This is a genomic window from Thauera sp., from assembly GCF_034003485.1.
In the GTDB taxonomy this organism is placed as follows: Bacteria; Pseudomonadota; Gammaproteobacteria; order Burkholderiales; family Rhodocyclaceae; genus Thauera.
In genome coordinates this window covers 1-24,921 of record NZ_JAVEYL010000018.1, presented here as the reverse complement: position 1 = coordinate 24,921, position 24,921 = coordinate 1, and the positions used below count along the sequence as shown (strand labels likewise).

The 24,921-nt window shown below is 63.6% G+C and carries 16 protein-coding genes; 15 read left to right on the top strand and 1 reads right to left on the bottom strand.

Features of this window, described 5'->3' with window-relative positions; all coding sequences use genetic code 11:
- Positions 1–46: 46 nt before the first annotated feature.
- Positions 47–1,297 carry a lysophospholipid transporter LplT gene (lplT, locus tag RBT54_RS11555; protein ID WP_320367214.1) on the bottom strand — a complete coding sequence of 417 codons (1,251 nt, stop codon included), beginning with the start codon at positions 1,295–1,297 and terminating at the stop codon, positions 47–49.
- Between the two features lie 239 nt (positions 1,298–1,536).
- On the opposite strand from lplT, the gene RBT54_RS11550 reads away from it, so the two are divergent.
- From RBT54_RS11550 to RBT54_RS11480, 15 genes are all read left to right on the top strand, one after another.
- A complete protein-coding gene (locus tag RBT54_RS11550; protein WP_320367213.1) occupies positions 1,537–2,454 on the top strand; it encodes a LysR family transcriptional regulator in 918 nt (305 codons plus the stop codon).
- A 45-nt stretch (positions 2,455–2,499) separates the two neighbouring features.
- Complete coding sequence (radA, locus tag RBT54_RS11545; protein WP_320367212.1) at positions 2,500–3,903, top strand: DNA repair protein RadA; 1,404 nt, start codon at positions 2,500–2,502, stop codon at positions 3,901–3,903.
- 222 nt (positions 3,904–4,125) lie between these two features.
- Positions 4,126–11,766, top strand: coding sequence for an SDR family NAD(P)-dependent oxidoreductase (locus tag RBT54_RS11540; protein ID WP_320367211.1), 7,641 nt, complete (start codon positions 4,126–4,128; stop codon positions 11,764–11,766).
- Positions 11,763–13,085, top strand: coding sequence for an aminotransferase class I/II-fold pyridoxal phosphate-dependent enzyme (locus RBT54_RS11535; RefSeq protein WP_320367210.1), 1,323 nt, complete (start codon positions 11,763–11,765; stop codon positions 13,083–13,085). Before RBT54_RS11540 ends, RBT54_RS11535 begins: the two co-directional genes overlap by 4 nt.
- Positions 13,086–13,136: 51 nt before the next feature.
- Positions 13,137–13,556 carry a DVU3141 family protein gene (locus RBT54_RS11530; RefSeq protein ID WP_320367209.1) on the top strand — a complete coding sequence of 140 codons (420 nt, stop codon included), beginning with the start codon at positions 13,137–13,139 and terminating at the stop codon, positions 13,554–13,556.
- On the top strand, positions 13,556–15,256 hold the full coding sequence (locus RBT54_RS11525) for a polysaccharide biosynthesis/export family protein (protein ID WP_320367208.1): 1,701 nt from the start codon (positions 13,556–13,558) through the stop codon (positions 15,254–15,256). The genes RBT54_RS11530 and RBT54_RS11525 overlap by 1 nt, the downstream gene beginning before the upstream one ends.
- A 24-nt stretch (positions 15,257–15,280) precedes the next feature.
- The gene (locus RBT54_RS11520; protein WP_320367207.1) at positions 15,281–16,096 is read left to right on the top strand and encodes an ABC transporter permease; all 816 of its coding nucleotides are present in this window, start codon (positions 15,281–15,283) and stop codon (positions 16,094–16,096) included.
- Positions 16,093–17,049 carry an ABC transporter ATP-binding protein gene (locus tag RBT54_RS11515; protein WP_320367206.1) on the top strand — a complete coding sequence of 319 codons (957 nt, stop codon included), beginning with the start codon at positions 16,093–16,095 and terminating at the stop codon, positions 17,047–17,049. Before RBT54_RS11520 ends, RBT54_RS11515 begins: the two co-directional genes overlap by 4 nt.
- Positions 17,050–17,061: 12 nt before the next feature.
- The gene (locus RBT54_RS11510; protein WP_320367205.1) at positions 17,062–18,144 is read left to right on the top strand and encodes a hypothetical protein; all 1,083 of its coding nucleotides are present in this window, start codon (positions 17,062–17,064) and stop codon (positions 18,142–18,144) included.
- A 5-nt stretch (positions 18,145–18,149) separates the two neighbouring features.
- Positions 18,150–19,220 carry a dTDP-glucose 4,6-dehydratase gene (gene rfbB, locus RBT54_RS11505; RefSeq protein ID WP_320367204.1) on the top strand — a complete coding sequence of 357 codons (1,071 nt, stop codon included), beginning with the start codon at positions 18,150–18,152 and terminating at the stop codon, positions 19,218–19,220.
- A 55-nt stretch (positions 19,221–19,275) separates the two neighbouring features.
- Positions 19,276–20,220, top strand: coding sequence for a glucose-1-phosphate thymidylyltransferase RfbA (rfbA, locus tag RBT54_RS11500; RefSeq protein WP_320367203.1), 945 nt, complete (start codon positions 19,276–19,278; stop codon positions 20,218–20,220).
- 7 nt (positions 20,221–20,227) lie between these two features.
- On the top strand, positions 20,228–20,776 hold the full coding sequence (gene rfbC / locus RBT54_RS11495; RefSeq protein WP_320367202.1) for a dTDP-4-dehydrorhamnose 3,5-epimerase: 549 nt from the start codon (positions 20,228–20,230) through the stop codon (positions 20,774–20,776).
- Between the two features lie 39 nt (positions 20,777–20,815).
- The gene (locus tag RBT54_RS11490) at positions 20,816–21,865 is read left to right on the top strand and encodes a glycosyltransferase (RefSeq protein ID WP_320367201.1); all 1,050 of its coding nucleotides are present in this window, start codon (positions 20,816–20,818) and stop codon (positions 21,863–21,865) included.
- The gene (locus RBT54_RS11485; protein ID WP_320367200.1) at positions 21,862–24,504 is read left to right on the top strand and encodes a rhamnan synthesis F family protein; all 2,643 of its coding nucleotides are present in this window, start codon (positions 21,862–21,864) and stop codon (positions 24,502–24,504) included. The genes RBT54_RS11490 and RBT54_RS11485 overlap by 4 nt, the downstream gene beginning before the upstream one ends.
- Entirely contained in the window at positions 24,501–24,872 is a 372-nt protein-coding gene (locus tag RBT54_RS11480) for a hypothetical protein (protein ID WP_320367199.1), read from the top strand. The genes RBT54_RS11485 and RBT54_RS11480 overlap by 4 nt, the downstream gene beginning before the upstream one ends.
- Positions 24,873–24,921: the final 49 nt, after the last annotated feature.

Sequence of the window (24,921 nt, the reverse complement as noted above, 5' to 3'; positions counted from 1 at the left end):
TGCCGCGGCGGGCCCGGAGCAGGCGGACACGACGCGCGGTTCGAGGTCAGTGCATCCGGTCTTCGAGCAGCGCGACGTTGTCGAATTCGCGCTGGTTCTGTTCGTGGCGGCACTTCACCAGCCACATGGTGCCGGCGACGAAGAGGCCGAACATGACGATCACGATATTGATCGACAGCCCGAACATGATCAGCAGCGCATAGGTGCCGGTCATCATCAGGATCGACAGGTTCTCGTTGAAGTTCTGCACCGCGATCGAGTGGCCTGCGCCCATCAGGATGTGGCCGCGGTGCTGCAGCAGCGCGTTCATCGGCACGACGAAGAAGCCCGCAAGACCACCGACGATCACCATCAACACCATGGCGATCCAGGCTTGGGTCACGCCCACCATCGTCATCACCCCCAGCCCCATCGCGATCCCGAGCGGAATCACCCTGACGGCCTTGCGCAGCGAGATGTAGCGTGCGGCGAGAACCGAACCGGTCGCCACGCCGAGCGCCACCACGCCTTGCAGCATCGAGGCCTGCGATAGGTTCATGCCGAGATTGTGTTCCGCCCACTTGATCACGATGAACTGCAGTGTCGCTCCCGCGCCCCAGAACAGCGTGGTCACGGCGAGCGAGATCTGGCCGAGCTTGTCGCGCCACAGCAGGCGCAGGCAGTGGTTGAAGTCGTGGATCAGGTAGATCGGATTGTTCTTCAACGGCTTGTGGTCGACGCCAGTGTCGGGAACGTAGAAGTTGAACCCGGCCGCAATCAGGTACAGCACACCGACCACCATGACCGCCGCCTCGAAGGGCGTGCTCACGAGGGGCAAGCCCAGGCCCATCAGGCCGCTGGAGATGTCGTCGCGGATCATCACCCCGCCCATCACCGTGCCGACGATGATCGCACCCACGGTCAGCCCCTCGATCCAGCCGTTGGCCACGACCAGCAGGCGGTGGGGGAGGTACTCGGTGAGGATGCCGTACTTGGCCGGCGAATACGATGCGGCGCCAAGACCGATCACCGCGTAGGCGAGCAGCGGATGGGTGCCGAGAAAGAGCATCAGGCAGCCGCCGATCTTGATCGTGTTGCTGATCAACATCACGCGCCACTTCGGCATCGAGTCGGCGAAAGCGCCGACGAAGGCCGCCAGCGCCACGTACGACACCGTGAAGAACAGCTTGAGCAGGGGCTCGAATTCAGACGGGGCTGCCATGTCCCGCAGCATGGCGATGGCGATGATCAACAGCGCGTTGTCGGCCAACGCAGAAAAGAACTGCGCCGCCATGATGATGTAGAAGCCGAGCGGCATCGCGGGGTCGGATCACGGGTGTGGAGCGCGGTTTATATCATGAAGCGGTTTGCGTCGTGATGATCTTGCGCAAGTCCCATGAAAAGCTGCCGCAAGCACGTGCTGGCGCCGTTTCTGGCGCTTCGGCGTGGTGCATTTGCGCATTCGTCGAGCCGCCGGATCACTGCGGTTTTTCGAGGGCGCGCAAAAACGCTCAGACTGTGCTTTAATTCGCAAAATAAATCTTACTTATTCTTATCATGGCAGATCGCAGACTTCAAGTATTCCACGCGGTGGCGAAGCACGGGTCGTTCACCCGCGCGGCAGAGCACCTCCACATGACCCAGCCGGCCGTCACCTTCCAGATCAAGCAACTGGAAGAGCACTTCGACACCCGCCTGCTCGACCGCGGCCACGGCAAGATCACGCTGACGCCCGCTGGCGAGCTGGTACTGGCCTACGCCGAAAAGATTCTCGGCCTGTCGGCAGAGCTGGATTCGCGCGTTTCGGAACTCACCGACGATCTCGCCGGCCAGATCAAGATCGGCACCAGCACCACGATCGCCGCCTATTGGCTGCCGCAGGTCCTCGAGGGTTTCAAGCGGCGTTATCCGGGCGTGCTGCCGCGGGTCGTCGTCGGCACCTCCAAGCTCACCGAAGACCGTGTCGCCGCGCGTGACCTCGACATCGGCCTGATCGAGATCGCCACCGAGCAGCAATCGATCGAGCGCCGCCCGGCGACGCGCGACGAACTGCTGGTGATCTGCAGCCCCGACCACCCGCTCGCGAAGTTAGAGCAGCTCACCGCGCGCGACCTCGTCGGCCATCCTTTCATTGACCGCGACCCGGGCAACGGCATCCGCCAGATCGCCGACGAATTCTTCGAAGCGGCAGGTGTCGCCGGCAGCGAGATCACGCTGTGCGCCGAACTCGGCAGCCTGGCGGCGATCAAGCAGCTTGCTGCGGCCGGACTGGGGTTCGCGATTGCTTCCAAACGCGCCATCCATCGCGACGTCGAGGAAGGCCGGCTGGTCGCCATTCCGCTGCAGCCCCGCACCTACACGCCGCTCGAAGTCATCGTGCCGCGCGACAAGTTCCGCTCCCGCCTCATCACCGCCTTTGCCGACTACGCCTGCGAAGAATTCGCACGCATGGCCCGAGAGGCAGAAGAGGCCTGAATCCTTGCTGTGCCCGATCGTTGATGCATCTGGCGGGTCGCGCTGATGGCCCGCAGCAAGACCGCTTTCGTGTGCACCGAGTGCGGCGCGCAGGCGCTGCGCTGGCAAGGCCAGTGCCCGCAGTGCCAGGCCTGGAACACCATGGTCGAGTCCGTGCTCGAGCCGGCGGCGCCCGCAGCGGGCAGCCGCTTTGCAGCGCTCGCCGGCGAGACCAGCCGCCTGCAGCCACTCTCCGCGCTCGAACCCCGTGAGGAACCCCGCCAGCCCACCGGCCTGGACGAATTCGACCGCGTGCTCGGCGGCGGCCTCGTCGCCGGCGGTGTTGTGCTGATCGGCGGCGACCCGGGGATCGGCAAATCCACCCTGCTGCTGCAGGCGCTGTCCAATCTGGCGGAACTGTCTGCACAGGGGAGCAAGGCGCGCGCCGGCAGCGGCGTGATCTACGTCAGCGGTGAGGAATCCGGCGAACAGGTCGCGCTGCGTGCCCAACGCCTGCAACTGCCGCCGTCACCGCTGCAGATGCTGGCCGAGATCAACCTCGAGCGCATCCTCCACACCCTGCGCGAGGCGCGCCCGCGCGTGGCGGTGATCGACTCGATCCAGACCGTCTATTCCGAAACCCTGCAGTCCGCGCCCGGCTCGGTCGCCCAGGTGCGCGAATGCGCGGCGCAGCTCACCCGCTTCGCCAAGCAGAGCGGCACCAGCCTGATCCTGGTCGGCCACGTCACCAAGGACGGCACGCTCGCCGGCCCGCGGGTGCTCGAGCACATCGTCGACACCGTGCTGTACTTCGAGGGCGACACCCACTCCAGCTTTCGGCTGGTGCGCGCGTTCAAGAACCGCTTCGGTGCGGTGAACGAGCTCGGCGTGTTCGCGATGACCGAGCGCGGCCTGCGCGGCGTATCCAACCCGTCGGCGATCTTCCTGTCGCAGCATTCGCAGCAGGTCGCGGGAAGCTGCGTGCTGATCACTCAGGAGGGTACGCGCCCGCTACTGGTCGAGATCCAGGCCCTGGTCGACGCCTCGCAGAGCCCCAACCCCCGCCGGCTCTCGGTGGGCCTCGAGCAGACCCGGCTGGCGATGCTGCTGGCGGTGATGCACCGCCACGCCGGCGTCGTGTGCTTCGATCAGGACGTGTTCGTCAACGCCGTCGGCGGAGTCAAGATCACCGAGCCCGCGGCCGACCTCGCGATCCTGTTCGCCATCGTGTCCTCGCTGCGCGACCGCCCGTTGAAGCGCGGCCTTGCGGTGTTCGGCGAAGTCGGCCTCGCCGGCGAGATCCGCCCTGCGCCGCGCGGGCAGGAGCGCCTGAAGGAAGCCGCCAAGCTCGGCTTCGACACCGCCATCGTGCCGCGCGCGAACGCGCCCAAGCACGCGATCGAGGGGATGCGAGTGATTGCGGTGGAGCGGGTGGAAGAGGCGCTGGAGATGCTGCGCGAGCTTGAGTAGGCATGTCGCGCGTAACGCGAATCCACTTCGTGAGAAGTCTACCGAACGGTGTTCGCTGCTCTTATGTGGTGGCACAGCATTCGATCAAATGATATTGTCACGGGCTAAATATTTCGTGGTTATTGTCGTTAAGAGCTTCTACGACAGTAGCTCGACCCCCTTCTGAAGGCAGCGCTGCATGACAGGGGTTATGCAGTGCTGCTTTCATCAAGAGACTGATTGATGGATCTGCCCAGCAATGTAGATCAGTGCCAATTCGATTTAACGTGTAGTGAGACCGAAAAGGTCCCAAATTGGGCAGCAGATACGACTTCCCAAGTAACTCCTATCGCGATCGTTGGCCTGGCTTTCCGCTTCCCCGGCGACCTGAGTGACGAACAGAGTTTCTGGCAGGCGCTTACTGACAAGCGCGACCTAATCACCGAGGTTCCCTCCGACCGTTGGGCGGTCGACGAACTGCAGCACGCCCGCCGCGCCGAACCCGGCCGCAGCATCACTTTTTCGGCCGGCGTGCTGTCGCGGATCGATGAGTTCGATGCCGGCTTCTTCGGGATCTCGCCGCGCGAGGCGGCCTGGCTCGACCCGCAGCAGCGCCTGCTGCTCGAAATGGCCTGGGAGGCGATGGAGAACGCACAGATTCCGGCCTCTTCCCTGGCAGGAACTCAGTGTGCGGTCTATGTCGGTATCTCCGGCCTCGACTACGGCATCCGAAGTCTTGATGATCTGGCGTCGATGACTGCGCACTCGATGACTGGCAACACGCTCAGTCTTGCGGCGAACCGGCTGTCCTACGTTTTCGATCTCCACGGTCCGTCGCTTGCCGTGGATACCGCCTGTTCGTCGTCGCTGGTTGCGCTGCATCACGCCTGCATGGCCCTTCAGGCCGGCGAGGCGATGACCGCGCTCGTCGGCGGTGTAAATCTGCTGCTGCATCCTTATCCCTTTGTGGGCTTCACGAAGGCGTCGATGCTGTCTGCCGATGGCCGCTGTAAAGCCTTCGACGGCTCTGGCAACGGCTATGTGCGTGCAGAAGGCGGTGCAGTGTTGCTGCTCAAGCCGCTAGACCAAGCCCTGGCCGACGGTGACGACATCCAGGCGGTGATCCGTGCCACTGGCGTAAACGCCGATGGTGCCCGCAAAACGGGCATCACCATCCCCAGCCGCGACGGTCAGGCCGAACTCATGCGCACCGTCTTGGGCAAGAGCGGCCTGGCGGCAACCGACATAGACTTTGTCGAAGCCCACGGCACTGGCACGGCGGTCGGTGATCCCATCGAAGCAGCCGCGATCGGTTCGGTGTACGGCCAGGGTCGCGATGCGCCTTTGCCGATCGGCTCGGTCAAGGCCAATCTCGGCCACCTGGAGCCTGCCTCCGGAATGGCGGGGCTGGTCAAGGCCGTGCTCGGGCTCAAGAACCGCGCCTTGCCGCCACAGATCCACCTCGAAACACTCAACCCGAACATCGATTTCGAGCGGCTTAACCTCGAACCCGTCACCAAGTACCACCTGTTTGCGCCGCACACGTACAAGCCCCTGATCGCGGGGGTCAACTCCTTCGGGTTTGGTGGTGCCAATGCGCACGTCCTGCTGCAGGAGTATCGCCAGCCCGATGCCCCTGACCAAGCGCACGCCCCCGTGGCGTTACCGCCGCTCTTGCTCTCGGCCCGCTCCTACGCGGCCCTGCGAGAGCTCGCCGCGCGCTACGCCGATCGCCTGCGGGGCCAAGATCCTCAGGGTTTCTACGACATCGCCCATGCCGTGGCCCACCGACGCGAGCGCCTGGAAACGCGCCTCGCGCTGGCGCCGACTACGATCGACCAGGCGCTCGCATCGCTGTCGGCTTTTGCCCGGGGCACAGCCGCCGAGGGCTGCATGCTGGAAGACGCCTTGCCGCATGGCAGCGGCATCGCTTTCATCTACTCCGGCAACGGCGCTCAGTGGGTCGGCATGGGCGTAAGCCTGCTCGCCGAGTCACCCCGTTTCACCGAAATCATTGCTGAGCTCGACGCAAAGATGCAGCCAGTGGCCGGCTTCTCGCTGCTCGCCGAACTGCAAGCCGACGCCTCGGCCGCACGCCTCGACGACACGGTCATCGCCCAGCCGCTGCTGTTCGCCATTCAGGTTGCCGTCACCAGCCTGCTTCGCGAGCAGGGTGTCGTGCCCCACGCCGTGGCTGGCCACAGCGTGGGCGAGGTGGCTGCCGCCTGGGCTGCGGGTGCATTCAATCTTGATGAGGCCATCTGTATCATCGTCGCGCGCAGCAAGGCGCAGGGGCAGACCCGTGGTGCGGGCCGCATGGCCGCGGTCGGCATGTCGGCGAGCGCAATTGAGGCGGTGATCGCGGAGTGCTCCAGTGCCGACTCCAGCCGTGGACTCGGCGGCACGTTCGACATTGCCGTCGCCGGTATCAATAGCCCGGACAACGTCACACTCTCCGGGAGCCTCGCTGACCTCGAGCGCCTGCAAGCCTATCTCAAGCCTCGCGGTACGTTTTTCCGCCTGCTCGATCTCGACTACGCCTTCCACAGCCGGCACATGGACCCGATCGCGGCGAGTTTGCTCGACCGCCTCGCTGGTCTCAGTCCCCGCCCGACGGTGGATATCGCCTACGTCTCCACCGTAACCGGCGACGTGCTCGACGGCTCCCTGCTTGGTGCCAGCTATTGGTGGCGCAATGTGCGCGAGCCGGTGCGCTTTGCCGACGCGGTCGCACGGCTTGCCGCGTTGGATTGTCGCGCCTTCGTCGAGATCGGCCCCAATGCCATCCTGCAGCGCTACATCCGGGAATGCGTTTCCGCGGTCGAAGGCAAGGTCCGAGTCCTGTCGACCCTGCGCAAGGGTGCGGACGGCTGGGGGCGTATCGTCGATACCGCGCTGCGTGCGCACCTGCTCGCAGCCAAGCCGCAGCTTCAGGCGTATTTCCCCGTTCCCGGCCGGCACGTACGGCTGCCCAACTACCCCTGGCAGCGCGAACGCCACTGGCATCCGCGCACCAGCGAGGGACTCGGCTCGTTCGAGCGCCGGCGCGTCCATCCGCTGCTGGGCTGGCGCATCCCCGACGCCGAATGGACGTGGGAGAACACCCTCGACCCTGTCGTCGTGCCCTGGATTGGTGACCACAAGGTCGGCGCTGCGGTCGTGTTTCCTGGCTCGGCCTACGCCGAAATGGCGCTCGCCGCCGCGCGCGAATGGCTGGGGGGCGATCGCTTCGCTTTCGAGGAGTTGGACATCGTCTCGCCGCTGGTCTTTGCCGAAGAGCACGCCCGCAGCCTGCGCCTCACCCTGAGTCCGCGCGACGGCAGCTTCCAGATAAAGAGCCGGCAGCGACTGTCCAACGACGAGTGGACGCTCCACGCCGCCGGCCGATTGCTCCAGGCCGGCACGCACCGTGCCGTTGCGCGCATCGCGCCGCCGCCTGCGTCAGCAACCTGCATCAGCGGCGCAACCCACTATCACCTCGCCCGAACCCTTGGCCTCGACTACGGCCCGGCGTTCCAGAGGCTGACCCAGGCGCGCGTTGCCGACACCGTACTCGAAGCCAGCGTCCAAGATCCGGCCGACGACACCTATCTCATCCATCCCGCGCTGCTCGACACTTGCTACCAATCGCTCGTCGACTTCTTCTGTGCCGACATTGAGTCGGGGCAGGGCGTCGCGCTGCTGCCGGTAAAGGCCAGCGCGCTCACGCTACACCGCCGCGGCATCGTCACTAAATTCCGTGCCAAGCTGCGTCGCCGCAGTGCGCGTTCGGTGCTGGCAGACTTCGAACTGCTCGATGCCGACGATCAACTCGTGGCGACCGTGTCTGGCTGCCGCTTCCGTGCCGCGCCCCTGGGGCACAGGGACGAAGGCAAGGTGGCGCACTGGCGCATCGTTCCCTGGCTGCAGCCGCATCCGATGGATGCTCGCGCTAGCGAACTCCCTGTTGTGGCGCAGCTTGCCGAGCACATCCACGAGGCAATGGCCACGCTGGAGTCCCAGCGCAAGCTGTGGTTCAAGGAAGCATTGCCACTCTTCGAGGCGCTGGTGCTCTCCTTCGCCCACGAAGCCTTCCGGGTGCTTGCGCAGCGTGAAAACGGTCTGCAGGCTCTTGCGACTTCGGCTTCGCCCTATGCCCGCTGGCTCGCCGACTTGTTGCGCCAGGAAGCGCTGCTCGTCCAGGAAGAAGGCGCCTGGACGCTCGTCGCCGATAGCGGCCTGCCGGCATCCGAAGAGATTTGGAAGGCGCTGCGGCACGAGCACCCGGCTTGTCTCCCTCAGCTCGTGCTGATGGGGCGTGTCGGTCTTCATCTGTCGCAACTACTCGCCGGCGAGCTCGACGCCAACGGTTTTGCGCACGACCTGGCGCACGCGCCGGCGGCCGAAACCCTGTACGAAGACGACCCGGCATATTTCGGTGTTCGCCAAGCAGTCCATCACGCATTGCTACGGATTGCTCACTCCGTGCCGGGCCACCGTCGCCTGCGCGTCCTCGAGATCGCCGCCGGCCCCAGCGAACTTCCGCGCACCCTGCTCGACGCCCTGCCCGAAGACCGGCTCGACTATGTGCTCGCACTGCCGCATGAGGCTACGGCAGCGCGTCAGCAAACCGAATACACCGACTTCGCCAACCTCACGGTCGCAACCCTGAGCAGCACCAACTGGAAGCTCAGCGCCGACAAGCCACTACCTGACGTCTTCGACGTCGTTATCGTCCGCCACGCGCTGCACAAGGCGCTTAGCCCCGAGGCCGCTGTTTCCCAGGTACGCGACTGGCTAGCCACTGGAGGCCTTTTGCTGCTCGCCGAGCGCCGTCCCGACTGGAGCGCTGACTTCATCAACGGTCTTGCCCCCGATTGGTGGCACGACACCGCACTCCCGGATCTGAAGTTTGGCGCGCCCAACTCCTGCCTGCTACCGCCCCAGGCCTGGGAAGAAGCGCTCAGGCAGCAGGGTTTCGATGATGTGCAAAGCTTCGAAGAGCTGGCCGCGGCGGGCCTGGCTGAGGGCGCATACCTCGTACTTGCCCGTCGCCCGCAGACTGCCGAAATCGCCTTGCAGTCGACCGCGTCAGAATCGTGGCTGCTGATTGCTGACGACGCCTCCGCAGAGTTGGCCCAACGGCTCCAGACCCGGCTCGAAACCGCTGGCCAGCGCGTCGAGATTGCGCCGAGCCTGAAGGGCTGCGAGCTCGCCGAGGTCCAACACGTCGTGCGACTCCAGGGATGGGCCGCGACGCGCGACAACGCCTCGTCGCTGCTTTCCGAGGCCTTGCTCGACGTCCAGGCCCTCGCCATGTGCGGCGGCAAACCTCCTCGCCTGTGGCTCATGACCCGAGGTGGGGCGCTCGCCTCCGAGCTCCCGGCGTCGGTACGGCACAATCCCGAGCAGGCAGCGCTCTGGGGCTTCGGGCGTGTCGTCATGAACGAACACCCCGCACTCGAAACCACCTTGATAGACCTGCATTGCGCGCTTGATGCACCTGAAACGCTGGCCCGGCTCGAGAACGAGCTCCTGCGCCCGGACAATGCCAGCGAAATCGTGCTCGCCAACCCCGGTCGTTACACCTTGGTCATGCGTGAGGAGCCGCCCACAACTGCCCCGACCGACCAGGGCGCCGATCGCTTCCGGCTCGACTTCCGCATCCCCGGTCAGCTTCGCAACCTGCTGTGGCTGGCGCAGGCCGAACAGCCGCTGGGGGCGAGTGAGGTCGAAGTGCGCACCCAGGCCACCGGCCTCAACTTCCGCGACGTCATGTACCTCATGGGGCTGCTCCCCGATGAAGCGGTGGAAAGCGGCTTCGCGGGCGCAAGCCTCGGGCTTGAATTCTCCGGCGTCGTCGCCCGCATCGGCGCCGATGTGCACGACATCGAGGTTGGCGACAAGGTCATGGGCTTCGGGGCCGCCTGCTTCGCCAGCCACGTCGTCACCCGCCGCGACGCCGTCTCGCGCATGCCCGAGCAGTGGTCGTTCGAGGCCGCCGCCACGGTGCCAACGGTCTTCCTCACGGTCTACTACGCGCTCCAGCACCTTGCCGCGTTGCAACCGGGCGAACGCGTGCTCATCCATGGTGCCGCGGGCGGGGTCGGCATTGCCGCCATCCAGTTGGCCAAACATCTTGGAGCAGAAGTCTTTGCCACCGCCGGTAGCGACGACAAACGCGACTTTGTCCGCCTGCTCGGTGCCGACCATGTCTTCGATTCGCGCACGCTCGATTTTGCCGACGACATCCTCGCTGCCACCAACGACGAGGGCGTCGACGTCATCCTGAATTCGCTGGCGGGCGAAGCCATCCGCCGCAACCTGCGTGTGCTCAAGCCCTTCGGGCGCTTCCTAGAGCTCGGCAAGCGCGACTTCTTCGAGAACACTCCGATCGGCCTTCGCCCCTTCAAGGACAACATCAGCTACTTCGGCATCGATGCCGACCAGTTGCTCACGGCTCGCCCCACGCTCGCCGCCCGCATGTTCGGCGAGATGATGGAGCTGTTCCGTGAGGGCGTGCTGTCGCCACTGCCGTACCGCGTCTTCCATGCCGATCGCGTCGTGGATGCCTTCCGCGTCATGCAGCAGGCACGCCACATCGGCAAGGTCGTCGTCTCTCTCAACAACGCGCGGCCGCAGATCAGGCAATCCTCCACGGCTCACCGCGCCTTCCAGCCCGCCAAGGACAGCACCTGGCTCATCACCGGTGGCCTGTCCGGCTTCGGGCTGGAGTCCGCGCGCTGGCTCGCCGCGCACGGGGTTGGCAATCTGGTGCTTGTCAGCCGTCGCGGCGTTGAGGTATCGGGTGCTGCGCAGGCCATCGAAGAACTTGGCGCCCTCGGCGTCAAGGTCCAGGCCCATGCCTGCGATATCACCGATGCACACGCCGTGGCGCAGCTCGTCGACCAACTCCGCGATAGTGCAGCGCCGCTCACCGGCGTGCTGCACGCCGCGATGGTTATCGACGACAAGCTCATCGCCAACCTCGACCCCGCCAGCATGGACGCCGTGCTGCGGCCCAAACTCGTCGGCGCCTGGAACCTGCACCAGGCCACCCTCGGGCTGGCGCTCGAACACTTCGTGCTCTACTCGTCGATCACCACGTCGATCGGCAACCCTGGCCAGGCCAATTACGTAGCCGCCAACGCCGCGCTCGAAGGCTTTGCCGAGATGCGCCGGCAGATGGGCCTGCCCGCAGCCGCCATCGGCTGGGGGCCGATTGGCGATGTCGGCTATCTCACCCGCAACACTGCGGTGCGCGACAGCCTCGCCCAGCGGCTTGGCAGGCCGCCGCTGTCGGCTCAGCAGGCGTTGAGCCAACTCGAACATGTCCTGATTGAGGGCAGTAGCCGCGCCGTCGCCAATTTCGACTGGAACGCGCTTGCCCGCCTCCTGCCGTCCGCCGGTTGCGACCGCTTCGCAATCCTCAACCGTAGCCGCAAGCACAGCAGCCTCTCCGACGATGACGCCGACTTCCGCGCCCTCATCGCCGGCAAGACGCCCGACGAGGTTGCGGCCATCGTTCAACAACTCGTCACCCAGGAAGTCGCCCAAATCCTTGCCATCAGCCCCGATCGCATCGACCGTTCGCGCTCGCTGCACGACCTCGGCCTAGACTCGCTGATGGCGGTCGAGCTGGCCCTGGGCCTCGAGCAGCGTCTGGGCATCCCGCTGCCGGTGATGATGCTCAACGAATCGCCCACCGCCGAGAAGGTCACGCAGCGCATTGTCCACAAGCTCCTGGGCGGCGCCGAAGCGGACGACGCTGCCGCAAGCGGGGCAGAGGCCGTGGTTCAGGATCTGGTTCGCCAGCACGGCGAATCGATGGCCGCCGAAGACGTGCACGCGCTCGTCGAAGACGCACGTGCGCTCACCGAACAAGGCAGGGGGCTCACCCAATGAGCCAGGAATCGCTCGGCACCAAGGCCAAGGCGCAGCTCATCGAGCGCTTTCTGCGCAAGAAAAGCGGGGCAGGGGACACAGCGACGTCACTACCCGCCAGCCGCGGCCTGCGCCGTTCGAACGTGCCCGAGGCCTTCACCCGCTTCGACCGCCACCCCGACTACGAACGCATGCTCGTGTCCAAGGCAGCAGCCGACCGGCTGCGCCTGCGCAACCCTTTCTTCATCTCACACGACGGTGTAGCCGGTGCCGTGACCCGCATTGACGGCCGCGATTTCATCAACTTCTCGAGCTACAACTATCTCGGGCTGGCGGGCGATCCGCGCGTCAACCAGGCCGCCAGGGACGCCATAGAACGTTACGGCACGTCGGCCTCTGCCAGTCGGCTGGTGGCAGGCGAGCGCCCCATCCAGCGCGAGCTCGAGCGCGCGCTGGCCGACGTCTATGCGGTGGACGACTGCGTCGTCTTCGTCAGCGGCCACGCCACCAACGTATCGACCCTTGCCACGCTCTTCGGCCCCAAGGACCTCATCGTCCACGACAGCCTCATCCACAACAGCGTGATGGAAGGGGTCAAGCTCTCCGGCGCCGCGCGGCGCAGCTTTGCGCACAACGACCCGCAGGCGCTCGACAGTCTGCTCGGCGACATCCGTGGCCAGTTCGAGCGCGTGCTCATCGTCGTCGAAGGCCACTACAGCATGGACGGCGACATCCCCGACCTGCCCGCGCTTATTGACATCAAGCGTAGGCACCAGTGCTTCCTGATGGTGGACGAGGCGCATTCGCTTGGCGTGCTTGGCGCCTCGGGCAAGGGCTTGCACGAGTACTACGGCGTCGCCGGCCGGGACGTCGACATCTGGATGGGCACGCTCAGCAAGACGCTTGCCGCGTGCGGGGGCTACATCGCCGGGGCACGTGCATTGGTCGAGCACCTCAAGTACGCCGCGCCTGGCTTTGTTTACAGCGTTGGCATCTCGCCGCCGCTCGCTGCTGCCGCACTCGAAGCCCTGCGCATCATGCAGCGCGAACCCGAACGCGTCGAACAGCTACACCAGCGCGCCCAGCTCGTACTGCTAAAAGCCCGCGCGGCAGGCATCGACACCGGCTATTCGCAGGGCCATGCGATCATCCCCGCAATCACCGGCAGCTCGCTCAAGGCCGCAAGATTGTCCGGCCAACTGTTCGAACACGGCATCAACGCCCAGCCCATCATCCACCCCGCCGTGGAAGAAAAGGCAGCGCGGCTGCGCTTTTTCATCAGCGCAGACCACACCGTGTCGCACATCGAACAGCTCGTCGCCACGCTGGCCGAGCACTGAACAGAACATTGCTTACCTGGTCACCGTATGCCAGACAACAAGGATCTCCCGATGCACCCCGATGTTAGCTTCTCGGCCGCAGCAGCAGGCCGGCGCCTGCTGCTTGCGCTGACCCTGGGCGCAACCCTTGGCGGCTGCGCCGCCTTGCAACCCATGTTCCCCGCCACTGCGGCGCCCGGCGTCATCTCCGGTAGCCAGTCCGGCACGCCACTCGATGCCGCACTCGGCACATTTTTGGCTCAGGCGCCGGAAGGTTCGGTGCTGGCGGTTGCCGCAAGCCCCTGGGGCAGTCACGTAGAAGTGACCGCGCAAGAAGCCTACCTGTCCGCCAGCGGACGCGAGTGCCGAAAGCTACGCGTTGCGCGTGCTGGCGCTGGCCACACCAGCGCCGAGCTCGCCTGTAACACCGCCCAAGGCTGGCAAACACATCGCCTGGTCACCGAAGTCATCGCCGTCGGAGCACAACGCTGATGAGCACCGTTAAAAATGTCGCCGCCGGTCTCCTGCTCGCCCTCGGCTGCGCTTGCCTGCCCGCGGTTGCCTGGGCGCAAAGCCTCGCATTGCCAAACGAAGTCCTGCCCAAGGCGCAACAGGCCCAGCCCGAAATAGACGATACCCCGCGCGCCAACTGGAACAACCCCAACTACGCGCCGCTAGCGCAGGAGCAGGTCAACGAGACCTCCAGGACGCTGCCGCCCTTCGGCGGCAACCTCTTCGAAGGCGGGTTCCGCGCAGCGATGGCCGATGGCCTCAACCCCGGCTACAAGATCAAACCCGGCGATCAGGTCACCCTGCGTGTGTGGGGTGCGGTGGAAATCGACCGCGTGCTCACCGTAGACGCCCAAGGCAACGTCTTCATCCCCGGCATCGGCCCCCTCACCGTGCAAGGCCAAAACAGCCAGCAGCTCGACAGCACCGTGCGCAGCGCCATCCGTGCCGTCTATCCGGAAGAGGTGCAGGTCTACACCAACCTGCAGGGCGTGCAGCCGGTCGGTATCTACGTCACCGGCTACGTCAAGAACCCGGGGCGCTACGCCGGCACCCCCAGCGACTCGCTGCTCTACTTCCTCGACCAGGCTGGCGGCATCGACAAGGATCTCGGCAGCTACCGCCAGATCCGCGTGGTGCGCGATGGCCGCACCGTATCCACGGTCGACCTCTATAACTTCCTGCTCCACGGTGAAATCGCCCGCCCGCAGTTCCGCGACGGCGACACCATCGTCGTCCGCGAGCGCGGCCCAGCCATTGCCGTGGTGGGCGACGTCCAGCGCGAGTATCGCTACGAACTCATCGGCGACCGCCTCACCGGCGCCGAAGTCACTGAGCTGGCCCGCCTCAACAGCGGCGTGTCGCACGTGCTGCTGCGCGGCGCGCGCAAGGACGGCCCCTTCGCCAGCTACTTCACGCTGGGCAATTTCGCCACCCAGCAAGTGCATAGCGGCGACGAGGTCCTGTTCAGCGCGGACCAGCGCGGCGAAACCATCGTCATCCAGCTCGAAGGCAGCTACTACGGCCCCTCGCGCTACGCGCTGCCGCGCGACGCTCGCCTTGGCGAGTTGCTCGACGCCATCGCCGTGCCCAAGGGCATGACCGCGGTGGAGAGCATCTCCATCCGCCGCGAAAGTGTCGCCACCCAGCAGGCCGCAGCGCTGCAGGAGAGCCTGCGCAGGCTGGAGACCGCCTACCTGGGCGCCCAGTCGTCAACCAACGACGAAGCCCAGATCCGGGTGCGCGAAGCCGAAATGATCCAGAAGTTCGTCGAGCGCGCCCGTCAGCTCAAGCCCAGCGGCCGTCTCGTCGTCGCCCACGACGACCGCATCAGCGACATCCGCCTGCAGGACGGCGACGTCATCACCATCCCCGAGGTCAGCGATTCCATCCTCATCAGCGGCGAGGTCGTGGTGCCGCAGGCCGTGGTCTTCAAGCCCGGGATGAGTGCCAAGGACTACATCGAAGGTGCCGGCGGCTTCACCCAGCGTGCAGACAAGGGCCACATCCTGGTGGTCCGCCAGAGCGGCGCCGTCGTCAATGCCAAGGATGTCGCGCTGCGTACGGGTGACGAGATCCTGGTGATGCCCGAGGTGCCCACCAAGAACCTGCCGCTGGCCACCGCCATCAGCCAGATCCTGTTCCAGATCGCCGTGGCCACCAAGGTCGCGCTCGATCTTTAAGCCGGGCCGCTGGAGAAACGCCTCGTGAGCCAAGCATCCAATGCGCCCCTGTCGAACGGTGTGCGCACCTCGTGGCAGGTCACCCGCAGCGTGTGGTACGCCCTGTTCATGCGGGAGGCAATCTCGCGCACCATGGCCGACCGTATGGGCTGGTTCTGGATGATTGCCGAGCCCATGGCGTTCACGCTGATCATGCTGCTGCCACGCTCGTTTGCAGGTGGTGATGCATTGGTAGCCAATGCCGAGTTCATCCCCTGGATGATTACCGGGATGATGGGCTACTTCCTCGTCCGTGACGGCATGCTTCGCAGCATGGGTGCGGTAGACGCCAATAGTGCGTTGTTTGCCTATCGTCAGGTGCAGCCCGTGGATCCCGTCCTGGTTCGAAACGCAGTGGAAGGCGTCCTGCACACGTTCATCTTCTTGTTGTTCATTCTCGGGGCGCTGTTCTTCCATATCGATCTGGTTCCCGATAACGCGATAGCAGCCATTGGCTGGTGGATTGTGCTTTGGTGCGTTGGAGTGGCCTTGGGGCTGATCGCCTCCGTGGCCGGTACGCTGGTGCCCGAGCTCGCCACGGTGTTCCGTATGAGCACAATGCCGCTGATGATCCTCTCCGGGGTCATTCTCCCCCTCAATCATCTGCCCCACAGAGTGCTCGAGTACCTCATGTACAACCCGCTTGTTCATGGCGTCGAGTTGCTGCGAGCAGGCTTTTTCGATGGCTACAAGGTCGTACATGGAACCAGCGCGATTTACTTCGGACTGTTCACGCTCGCCACGCTCGCCCTCGGCCTGGTGATGCACGTGCGCTTCAAAGAAAAGCTGAAGACGCAATGATCGAGATCCAGGGCCTATACAAGCGCTATCACTACCAGCACAGCGCATCGGGCTGGGTGCTGCAGGACATCAACTTGCGCATCCCCAATGGGGTAAGCGTAGGGCTGCTGGGGCGTAACGGCGCGGGCAAGTCCACGCTGCTGCGGCTCATCGCAGGCATGGACAACCCCGACCGTGGCGAGGTCCGTCGCCTATGCCGCGTCTCGTGGCCGATCGGACTCAGTGGCGGCTTCCAGGGCAGCATGACTGGGCGGCAGAACGTCAAGTTCGTCGCTCGTGTCCATGGCGGGCGCTACAAGGTCGACGAGATCATCCGGAAGGTGCAGGACTTCGCCGAGTTGGGTGATGCCTTCGATGAGCCGATCAAGACCTACTCCAGCGGCATGCGGGCACGACTTAATTTTGGGCTGTCGCTGGCCTTCGACTTTGACGTCTACCTATCGGACGAGGCCACCTCCGTCGGCGATCGCGCCTTCAAAGACAAGGCCACCAAGGCCTTCAAGGACAAGGTCGGCCAGGCCAGCCTAATCATGGTCAGCCATGGCGAAGGCATCCTCAAGGAGCTTTGCCAGGCCGGGATCCACCTCAAGGACGGGCGTGCGACCTGGTACGACGACATTTCCGACGCCATCGCCGCCTACCACGCCGAAACGGACGCTGTGAGAAAGCCTGACGTTGTGGCGGCGCACAAGGTTTCGGCCACCGTGGAGCAGGATGCCGGGGTAGAAAGTCATATCCCGGAAGTTAACAACCTCGCTGAAGCGCGTCAGCAGCTGGCCAAGTACAAGGCCGAATTCGATCTTGCCCACATTGCATTCGATCGAGCCAAGGCAGACAACCTGCCACCCCGCGAGCGCAAGCCCATTGGCGATGCCCTGACGGCTGCTCGCGAACGCCTGCATGCCGCCCGCCGCCGTGTGCAGGCCCTCCAACCCCCGCAAGATGACGATTAAACAGACCGCTTCATGAAACAGTTCATCAAATCCCAACCCCAATGGGCGCTGGCCTTTGTCGCCATATGCATCGTCAGCCTCTACTGGTCCGTATGGGCGCAGGACCGCTACCTGTCCCGCGCCACCGTGGTGCTGGAAAGCCCGCAGATCGCAGCCCCGCAGATTAGCTTCGCCTCCATCCTCACTGGGGCACCGAACGATAGGGATCTGCTGCTGCTGCGTGAGCATCTCTTGTCGGTCGACATGCTCCGGCAAGTGCAGGACAAGCTCGATTTTCGCCGTCACTACAGCGACAACGGTGACATTTTTGCCCGCCTGCTCGATGCGGATGCCCCCATCGAAGATCTCCACGCGTACTACCTGCGCCGCGTCGAGGTCGAGATGGATGAGTACGCTGGCGTGCTCAACATCGAAGTCCAGGCCTATTCCCCGGAATTCGCCCACGCCATGGTGTCGCTGCTGCTCGAAGCCGGCGAAGCGCACATGAACGAGATGGGACGGCGGCTGGCCGAAGAGCAGGTGCGCTTCCTCGAAGGCCAGCTCCTGCGGCTGGAGCAGCGCATGGACGCCTCCCGCGCCGAGGTACTCGCCTTCCAGAACAAGGAAGGGCTTGTCTCGCCCACCAGCACCGTCGAGAGTCTCAACCAGGTCATCGCCAACCTCGAGGGTGAGCTCGCGCGCTTACAGGCCCAGCGCAAGGCGCTCGCCAGCTACCAGAGCGTGCAATCGGCCGACATGCGCCGCGTGCAATCCGAGATCGACGCCTTGCGCGACCAGATCACCCGCCAGCGCGATCGCCTCGCCCAGGCCGCCGGCCAATCGCTCAACCGCGTCTCGTCCGAATACGAAACCCTGCTACTCAAGGCGCGATTCGCCCAGGAAACCTATTCCAGCGCGCTCGCTGCCCTCGAAAACACGCGTCTCGAGGCGGCCCGTAAACTCAAGCAGGTCAGCGTGCTGCAGAGCCCGCTGCTGCCCGAGTACGCGACCCGCCCCGAGCGCCTCTACAACGCGGCCGTCTTCGCCATCGTCACCCTGTTCCTCGCGCTCATCCTCAGCATGCTCATACTCATCGTGCGCGACCACCGAGACTGACCAACATGCCTAGAACCTTCCTCATCACCGGCGGCGCCGGCTTCATCGGTTCGGCCGTCGTGCGCGAGCTCATCGCCAACACCGACCACACCGTGGTCAACATCGACAAGCTCACCTACGCCGGCAACCTCGAGTCCCTCGCGAGCGTGGCCGACAGCCCGCGTTACACCTTCATTCACGCCGACATCTGTGACGCCCAGGCCATGCGCCAGGCTTTCGCCATCCACCAGCCCGACGTCGTCATGCACTTGGCGGCCGAGAGCCATGTCGACCGCTCCATCGACGGCCCGCTCGAATTCATCCATACCAACATGGTCGGCACGGCCGTGCTGCTCGAAGCCGCGCGCAGTTACTGGAAAGCGCTGCCGCAGACCTCATCGGAGAAGGCGGCAGGTTTTCGTTTCCACCACATCAGCACCGATGAGGTCTATGGCGACCTCGAAGGCACCGACGACCTCTTCACCGAGACCACTCCCTACGCGCCCAGCTCGCCGTACTCCGCCAGCAAGGCCAGCTCCGACCACCTGGTGCGCGCCTGGCAGCGCACCTATGGTCTGCCCACTCTGGTCACCAACTGTTCCAACAACTACGGCCCCTACCATTTCCCCGAAAAGCTAATCCCACTGGTCATCCTCAACGCCCTGGCCGGCAAGCCGCTGCCTGTGTATGGCGATGGCCAGCAGATTCGCGACTGGCTGTATGTCGAAGATCACGCCCGGGCGCTGATCCAGGTCGCCACCGAGGGCAGGGTGGGCGAGACTTACAACATCGGCGGCCATAACGAACAGACCAACCTGCACGTCGTGCAGACGATCTGCGACCTGCTGGACGAACTGGTACCGCCGGCTGACAAGCGCTCGCGCCGCGAGCTGATCACCTTCGTCAAGGACCGCCCCGGCCACGACCAGCGCTACGCCATCGACGCCAGTAAGATCCAGCGCGAGCTCGGCTGGACCCCGCAGGAGACCTTTGAGACCGGCCTGCGCAAGACCGTGCAGTGGTACCTGGCAAACGAGATCTGGTGGCGACGCGTGCAGGACGGCAGCTATCAGGGTGAACGCCTTGGCCTGTCCTGAGCCTGCGCCGAAATCGCAATGGCCCCCACCATTTTCCTATTCAGAAACCAACGCCATGCCACTCACCCGCCCTACCTCCACCCGCCGCAAAGGCATCGTACTTGCCGGCGGCTCCGGCACCCGGCTGCACCCCATAACCCGCGGTGTCTCCAAGCAACTCCTGCCCATCTACGACAAGCCGATGATCTACTATCCGCTCTCGGTGCTGATGCTGGCCGGGATCCGCGACATCCTCATCATCTCCACTCCGGACGACCTCCCGATGTTCCGCCGCCTGCTTGGCGGCGGCGAGCAGTTTGGCGTGCGCTTCGAATACGCCGAACAACCCAGCCCAGACGGTCTCGCCCAAGCCTTCATCATCGGTGAAGACTTTATTGGCTCCAACCCCGTTTGCTTGGTGCTGGGTGACAACATCTTCTACGGCCAGAACTTCACCGATCAGCTCCGCCGCGCGTCCGCGCCCACAAGCGGGGCCACCGTGTTCGGCTATCTGGTCAAGGACCCCGAGCGCTTCGGTGTGGTGGAGTTCGACGACGAAGACCGTGCCGTCTCCATCGAAGAAAAGCCGCTCCACCCCAAATCCAGCTACGCCGTCACCGGCCTCTACTTCTACGACAACGACGTCGTCGACATCGCCAAGACCATCCGCCCCAGCGAACGTGGCGAGCTCGAGATCACCAGCGTCAACAACGCCTACCTGCAACGTGGCGACCTGCGTGTCGAGCGCCTGGGCCGCGGCTTCGCCTGGCTCGACACCGGCACCCACGACAGCCTGCTCGAGGCCGCCCAATACGTGCAGACCATCGAGCATCGCCAGGGCCTCAAGATCGCCTGCCTCGAAGAGATCGCGTGGCAGCAGGGCTGGATCGACGACGCCTGCCTGCTCGAGCAAGGCCAAGCCCTCGCCAAGACCGAATACGGCCAGTACCTCAAGCGCCTCGTCGAACACAAAACCAAGGCAAGCGCGCGCCCGCCCAAGCCTGACCCCACTGCACGGTAAACGCCTCATGGACTACACCCCACTCGCCATCCCCGACGTCGTCCTCCTCACGCCCAAGGTCTTCGGCGACGAGCGCGGCTTTTTCATGGAAACCTTCCGCCAGACCGAGTTCGAGCAACACTGCGGCCCCTACACCTTCGTGCAGGACAACCACAGCCAGTCGGCGCGCGGCATCCTGCGTGGCCTGCACTATCAGCTGCAAAAGCCCCAGGGCAAGCTGGTGAGGGTGACACGGGGCGAGGTGTTCGACGTGGCCGTCGACCTGCGTCAGCGCAGCCCCACCTTTGGCCGCTGGGTGGGCGTCACCCTGAGCGCGCACAACAAGCAACTGCTGTGGGTGCCGCCCGGCTTTGCGCACGCCTTCTACGTCACCAGCGACGAGGCCGAGTTCCAATACAAGTGCACCGACTACTACAACCCTGGTGATGAATACTCGCTGCATTGGGATGACCCGACGCTTGGTATCGACTGGCCGTTGGTGAGCGGCGAAGCGCCAAGGCTGTCCGATAAGGACCTGCACGGGATGTTGTGGGCCGATGCACCGAAGTTCTTGTAAAGATCGTCAAGAGTCCAACAGTACGAAAACAGGTATTTCATGAAACGCAAAACCATTTGCTTCATCTCGGAGACGGGACGAGGTGATCGGCCTTTGGACGATCCGTCCGTCCGGTATCGTGCCTATCACCCAGCTGAGGCGCTGTTGAATGCAGGCCATTTCTGCACCGTCTACTCCGCGATGCAGTTTTACAAGAACCCCTGTTTCGACTACGACGTCTACGTTTTCCATCGTCCGAACATGGCCCGGCCGACGTTTCGCGAGGTCGTCGCTGGTCTGCGGCGTCTGGGTCGCATACTGATCGCAGATTATGACGATCTGATCTTCGGCAACGAGGAACTCGCACTGGGCTCCTCAGCGGTCAAGAACGGCACGCTTACTCCGGAGCGTGCGATTGACGCATTTGCCAGTAATCTCGAAGGGCTGCGAGCCTTTGATCGGGTTACTGCGTCTACCGCGCCCTTGGCTGAGCGGGTGCGCGAATACAATCCCGACGCTAAAGTCATGGTACTGCCCAATATCGTCTCCGACTCCGTTCTTTCTTTTCAGGAGTCGCTCGGCACGCCATTGCGGCGGAGATCGGCCAGTGTGATCGGCTACTTTGCCGGTACCAAGAGTCACGACCGTGACTTCCCCGTGGTCGAGGCCGCCCTGCATCGCGTGCTCTCCGAAAACAGTCACTTCAAGCTGCTTGTCGTAGGGCCGGTCGCCGTACCACAAGGCATCGCGTCGCTTCCAAATGTTTCCGTCGCCCCGGTCGTGAACTACCTGCGCCTGCCGGGACTGATGGCCAAGTGCAGCACGGTTATCGCTCCCCTCGAAGACAGTGCGTTCAATGCCTGCAAATCGCGGGTCAAATTCCTGGAGGCCGCGCTTTCGGGTTGTCGGCTGATTGCCAGCCCCATTCCCGACATGCAGACAATTGGCCCTGATCATGTGACGCTCGCCGCCACTACCGACGACTGGTATGAAGCCTTGTCCGAGCCGCTCGGCAGCACCGAGCAGCGGGCGCTAGTCGAGCGTAATTTCGCCTTCCTTAAAGACCATCGTTCCGTTAGTGGGCTCTTCACGCTGGGAGAACTTCAATGAGAGTCCTGTTCTATATAGAGCCTCACCCCTTACGGGACGAGAAGATTCACTTTCATTCGGTAGCCAAGAATTTTCTGCCTCTACTGTCAAACAGCCCGCAGCTAGATGCCAGGATGTTTGCAAACCGTGCCACGTTTGCTCAAATCAAGGATTCGCTCGCGCCTCATGAGAAGCGATTGATCCGGCCGACCGATCAAGAGGAGGCCATCTTTGATCGCTACAATCTGAACTGGCTTTCCGAGGGAATCCCGATCTGGCTTGAGCTGATGGCGGGCACCGGCAAGGTGAGCGAGGATTACCAAGAGGTTCTGGAGCGGATCTGGCAACGTTTCCCCTTCGACGTCATCGTTCATTGGGGGGAAAACGGTGCGGTAACCCGCTTCATCAAGGATCGCGCGATCACCCGGATCGCAATGGAACTCGGCTGCACCCGCCCGCCCTTCCTCGATTCTTTGGTGATGGACCCTTACGGTACCAATGGTGCCGGGTTGGTGCCCAAACTCTCGATTGCAGAACTACGCGACATCGTGGGTGGCGTACCCATGTCTCGGCAGGAGGCGGTGCTTGCTTACTCGCAAAGTATTGAAGCGAAGCCTTATGCACAGCAATTCCAGCCCTTGCCTGGCGATTTCACACACCGCATCTCCAGAGCGGAAAAACTGGCTTTCCTGCCGCTCCAACTCTTCGACGACGCTAATCTGCTGCGTTTCTCTCCTTACGAAACTCTGAGCGATGTCGTGCTCGATGTGGTGCCGAAGCTGGCGGATGCCGGTTACACCACCATCATCACCCCGCATCCAGCCACAAAGCATCGCCCCCAAGGGAGCTATACAACGTCGTTAGCCAAGGCCGCGGTTTCTGAATGGGCAGAGCGAGTGATCTGGCTAGAAGCTGGGACCGAGCGCCCCGAAAATTCGCAGCTTATCGCCATGTCCGACCTGGTGCTGACGGTGAACAGTTCGGTGGGTTTCGAGGCACTCTATTTCGACAAGCCGGTGGTTGTGTTGGGGGAGGCCGTCTACAAGCCCCGCGATCTGTTCCCGACACTGGATGATTTTCTGGCGGGCCGTTTCGATCATGCCACCTACCTCGAGGGCATCGGTTGGCTGCGTCGATTCTTCTTGGGGGGGTATCTGCAATCACCGCGCGTTCGCTCTGATGTGCCGACCTTTGAGCGCTTAGTTGGACTGATCGACCGCCTATATCGCTTGCACAGCGATGATCCGGTTGCGGTGGCCAGGGGTTTTTGGCAAGTCACCTCACCCTCGATTCAGACTTATGCGGAGTCGTTGGCCTTTGCCGGCAAGTCGGAGCCTGGAAATCAGGAGTTCGGCCCCCCTTCAAACGTTTCCAAACCTGGCACACCATCCCAACGTGTAACTGCGCCTGAGAGCGTTCAGTGGATACCTGTGGCTCGATGCCTGCTGAAGCATGGTGGTTTTGACGCCATGGACGCGTTCACCGAATGGCTACGGGGGAACTTGAGTAGCCCGAGCGGTTTGGAAATTGTGGTGACCGCGGGAAACATTCTCAACCCTGAGCATTACCTGGATCTCTACCCTGACGTTAAGGAGGCGGGTATGGAGCCATTGGCTCATTACCTGTTGCATGGTTTTGGTGAAAAACGCAGCCCACAGCGTCGCCTGCCGGGCTTAACGCGAGAGGAGTTGGTGGAACGTCTATCGACAGCAGCCGATTTCCTCCTTTCGATGGACGGCAATCCTTTAGGCGATTACCCGCTCGATGCGGACGAGTCCGCCTTGCGCGGCAAGGATCTCGCCCAGGTACGAAACCAGTTGGCACAGAGCAACCGGCGTATCGCGGTAGTGGCGCATCTGTATTACCGCGACCTGGTCCCCGAGATGCTGGAAAGGTTGCGAGCGATCCCGGATGCGTTCGATCTCATTGTCACCCTGCCTACCTGGGGGACGCGACGTATCGAGGCCATGGTGCGCGAGGTTTATCCGGACGCAGTGTTCTATCACGCCGCCAACCGGGGTAGAGACATCGGCCCCTTCGTCGATCTGCTACCCGCGCTGCTCGACAAGGATTACGACGCAGTGCTGAAGATCCAGACCAAACGCGGCTATTACGTCGCGGGAAAACTGCGGCCGGAACTGGGCGACCTCTGGCGGGAGGAGTCCTTCGATGCGCTGCTGGGCAGTCCGGAGCGGGTCGGGGCCATCCTCGAAGCATTCCGCATGCAGCCGGACCTGACCATGATTGGTCCCGCACCGCATTACCTTGGGCTTGAGGATTATCCCTATCACGACCAAGGCATGCTCGCGCAGATGGCGCTGGGCGAGGCCGAGGCCGATGGCTTTTTTGCGGGCACGATGTTCTGGGTCCGGCCTCGTTGTCTGCGACCGCTGGTCGATACGCTCGAACTGTCGATGACTTCGTTCGCGCCCGAGACGGGTGCGAATGATGGCGCCTTGGCGCATCTGATCGAACGTTTGTTCGGCCACGCCGCAAGCGCGGCCGGGCGGATTATGGCGGCTGCGACCGATCCCGATTTGCCGCTGAGTGAAAGCCCAGAGCCGTTAGCCACCAAGATGCATGAGCGGATGGAACAGGCGCTGAAGGTGAAAGGAGCGCGCGTAGCGAATTCCGTCAAAAAGGGGGCGTTGGTTTGGTGACTGAGCACAATGCCGCCTCCCGTCTACTGTTCGAAACCGAAGATGTGGCGGTCATCATGGTTGCAGTCCCGGGCAGTCGCCAGACGGTGATCACATTCACTCCCCGACTGCCCAGCCCTAGACCCGGTCACATAACCGGTCTTGAAGGGTTTGGCCGCGCCTTCTTCATTAAAGAGAGCATCACCGGAATCCACGTTGTACCAAAATGGAACCATTGGTGGCAAAGCCCAGATATGCCCGCAGCACTGGAATCAATCCAGCGTCATCTGCCACGGGACCAGGAGATCTGGACCGGCTCTATGCCGTTTCCAGTGGAAATTGACTTCTCAACAAACATGATCTGCGGTGGTACAACCGCCCGACACTGACGCCGACCTCGCACCCGATGAACAACCAGATCGAAGCCCTCTTCACCAC

Excerpts from the sequence above, each read along its gene's own strand:
- lplT (WP_320367214.1), bottom strand. The coding sequence starts at position 1,297 with ATGCCGCTCGGCTTCTACATCATCATGGCGGCGCAGTTCTTTTCTGCG.
- RBT54_RS11550 (WP_320367213.1), top strand. The coding sequence starts at position 1,537 with ATGGCAGATCGCAGACTTCAAGTATTCCACGCGGTGGCGAAGCACGGG.
- radA (WP_320367212.1), top strand. The coding sequence starts at position 2,500 with ATGGCCCGCAGCAAGACCGCTTTCGTGTGCACCGAGTGCGGCGCGCAG.
- RBT54_RS11540 (WP_320367211.1), top strand. The coding sequence starts at position 4,126 with ATGGATCTGCCCAGCAATGTAGATCAGTGCCAATTCGATTTAACGTGT.
- RBT54_RS11535 (WP_320367210.1), top strand. The coding sequence starts at position 11,763 with ATGAGCCAGGAATCGCTCGGCACCAAGGCCAAGGCGCAGCTCATCGAG.
- RBT54_RS11530 (WP_320367209.1), top strand. The coding sequence starts at position 13,137 with ATGCACCCCGATGTTAGCTTCTCGGCCGCAGCAGCAGGCCGGCGCCTG.
- RBT54_RS11525 (WP_320367208.1), top strand. The coding sequence starts at position 13,556 with ATGAGCACCGTTAAAAATGTCGCCGCCGGTCTCCTGCTCGCCCTCGGC.
- RBT54_RS11515 (WP_320367206.1), top strand. The coding sequence starts at position 16,093 with ATGATCGAGATCCAGGGCCTATACAAGCGCTATCACTACCAGCACAGC.
- RBT54_RS11510 (WP_320367205.1), top strand. The coding sequence starts at position 17,062 with ATGAAACAGTTCATCAAATCCCAACCCCAATGGGCGCTGGCCTTTGTC.
- rfbB (WP_320367204.1), top strand. The coding sequence starts at position 18,150 with ATGCCTAGAACCTTCCTCATCACCGGCGGCGCCGGCTTCATCGGTTCG.
- rfbA (WP_320367203.1), top strand. The coding sequence starts at position 19,276 with ATGCCACTCACCCGCCCTACCTCCACCCGCCGCAAAGGCATCGTACTT.
- rfbC (WP_320367202.1), top strand. The coding sequence starts at position 20,228 with ATGGACTACACCCCACTCGCCATCCCCGACGTCGTCCTCCTCACGCCC.
- RBT54_RS11490 (WP_320367201.1), top strand. The coding sequence starts at position 20,816 with ATGAAACGCAAAACCATTTGCTTCATCTCGGAGACGGGACGAGGTGAT.
- RBT54_RS11485 (WP_320367200.1), top strand. The coding sequence starts at position 21,862 with ATGAGAGTCCTGTTCTATATAGAGCCTCACCCCTTACGGGACGAGAAG.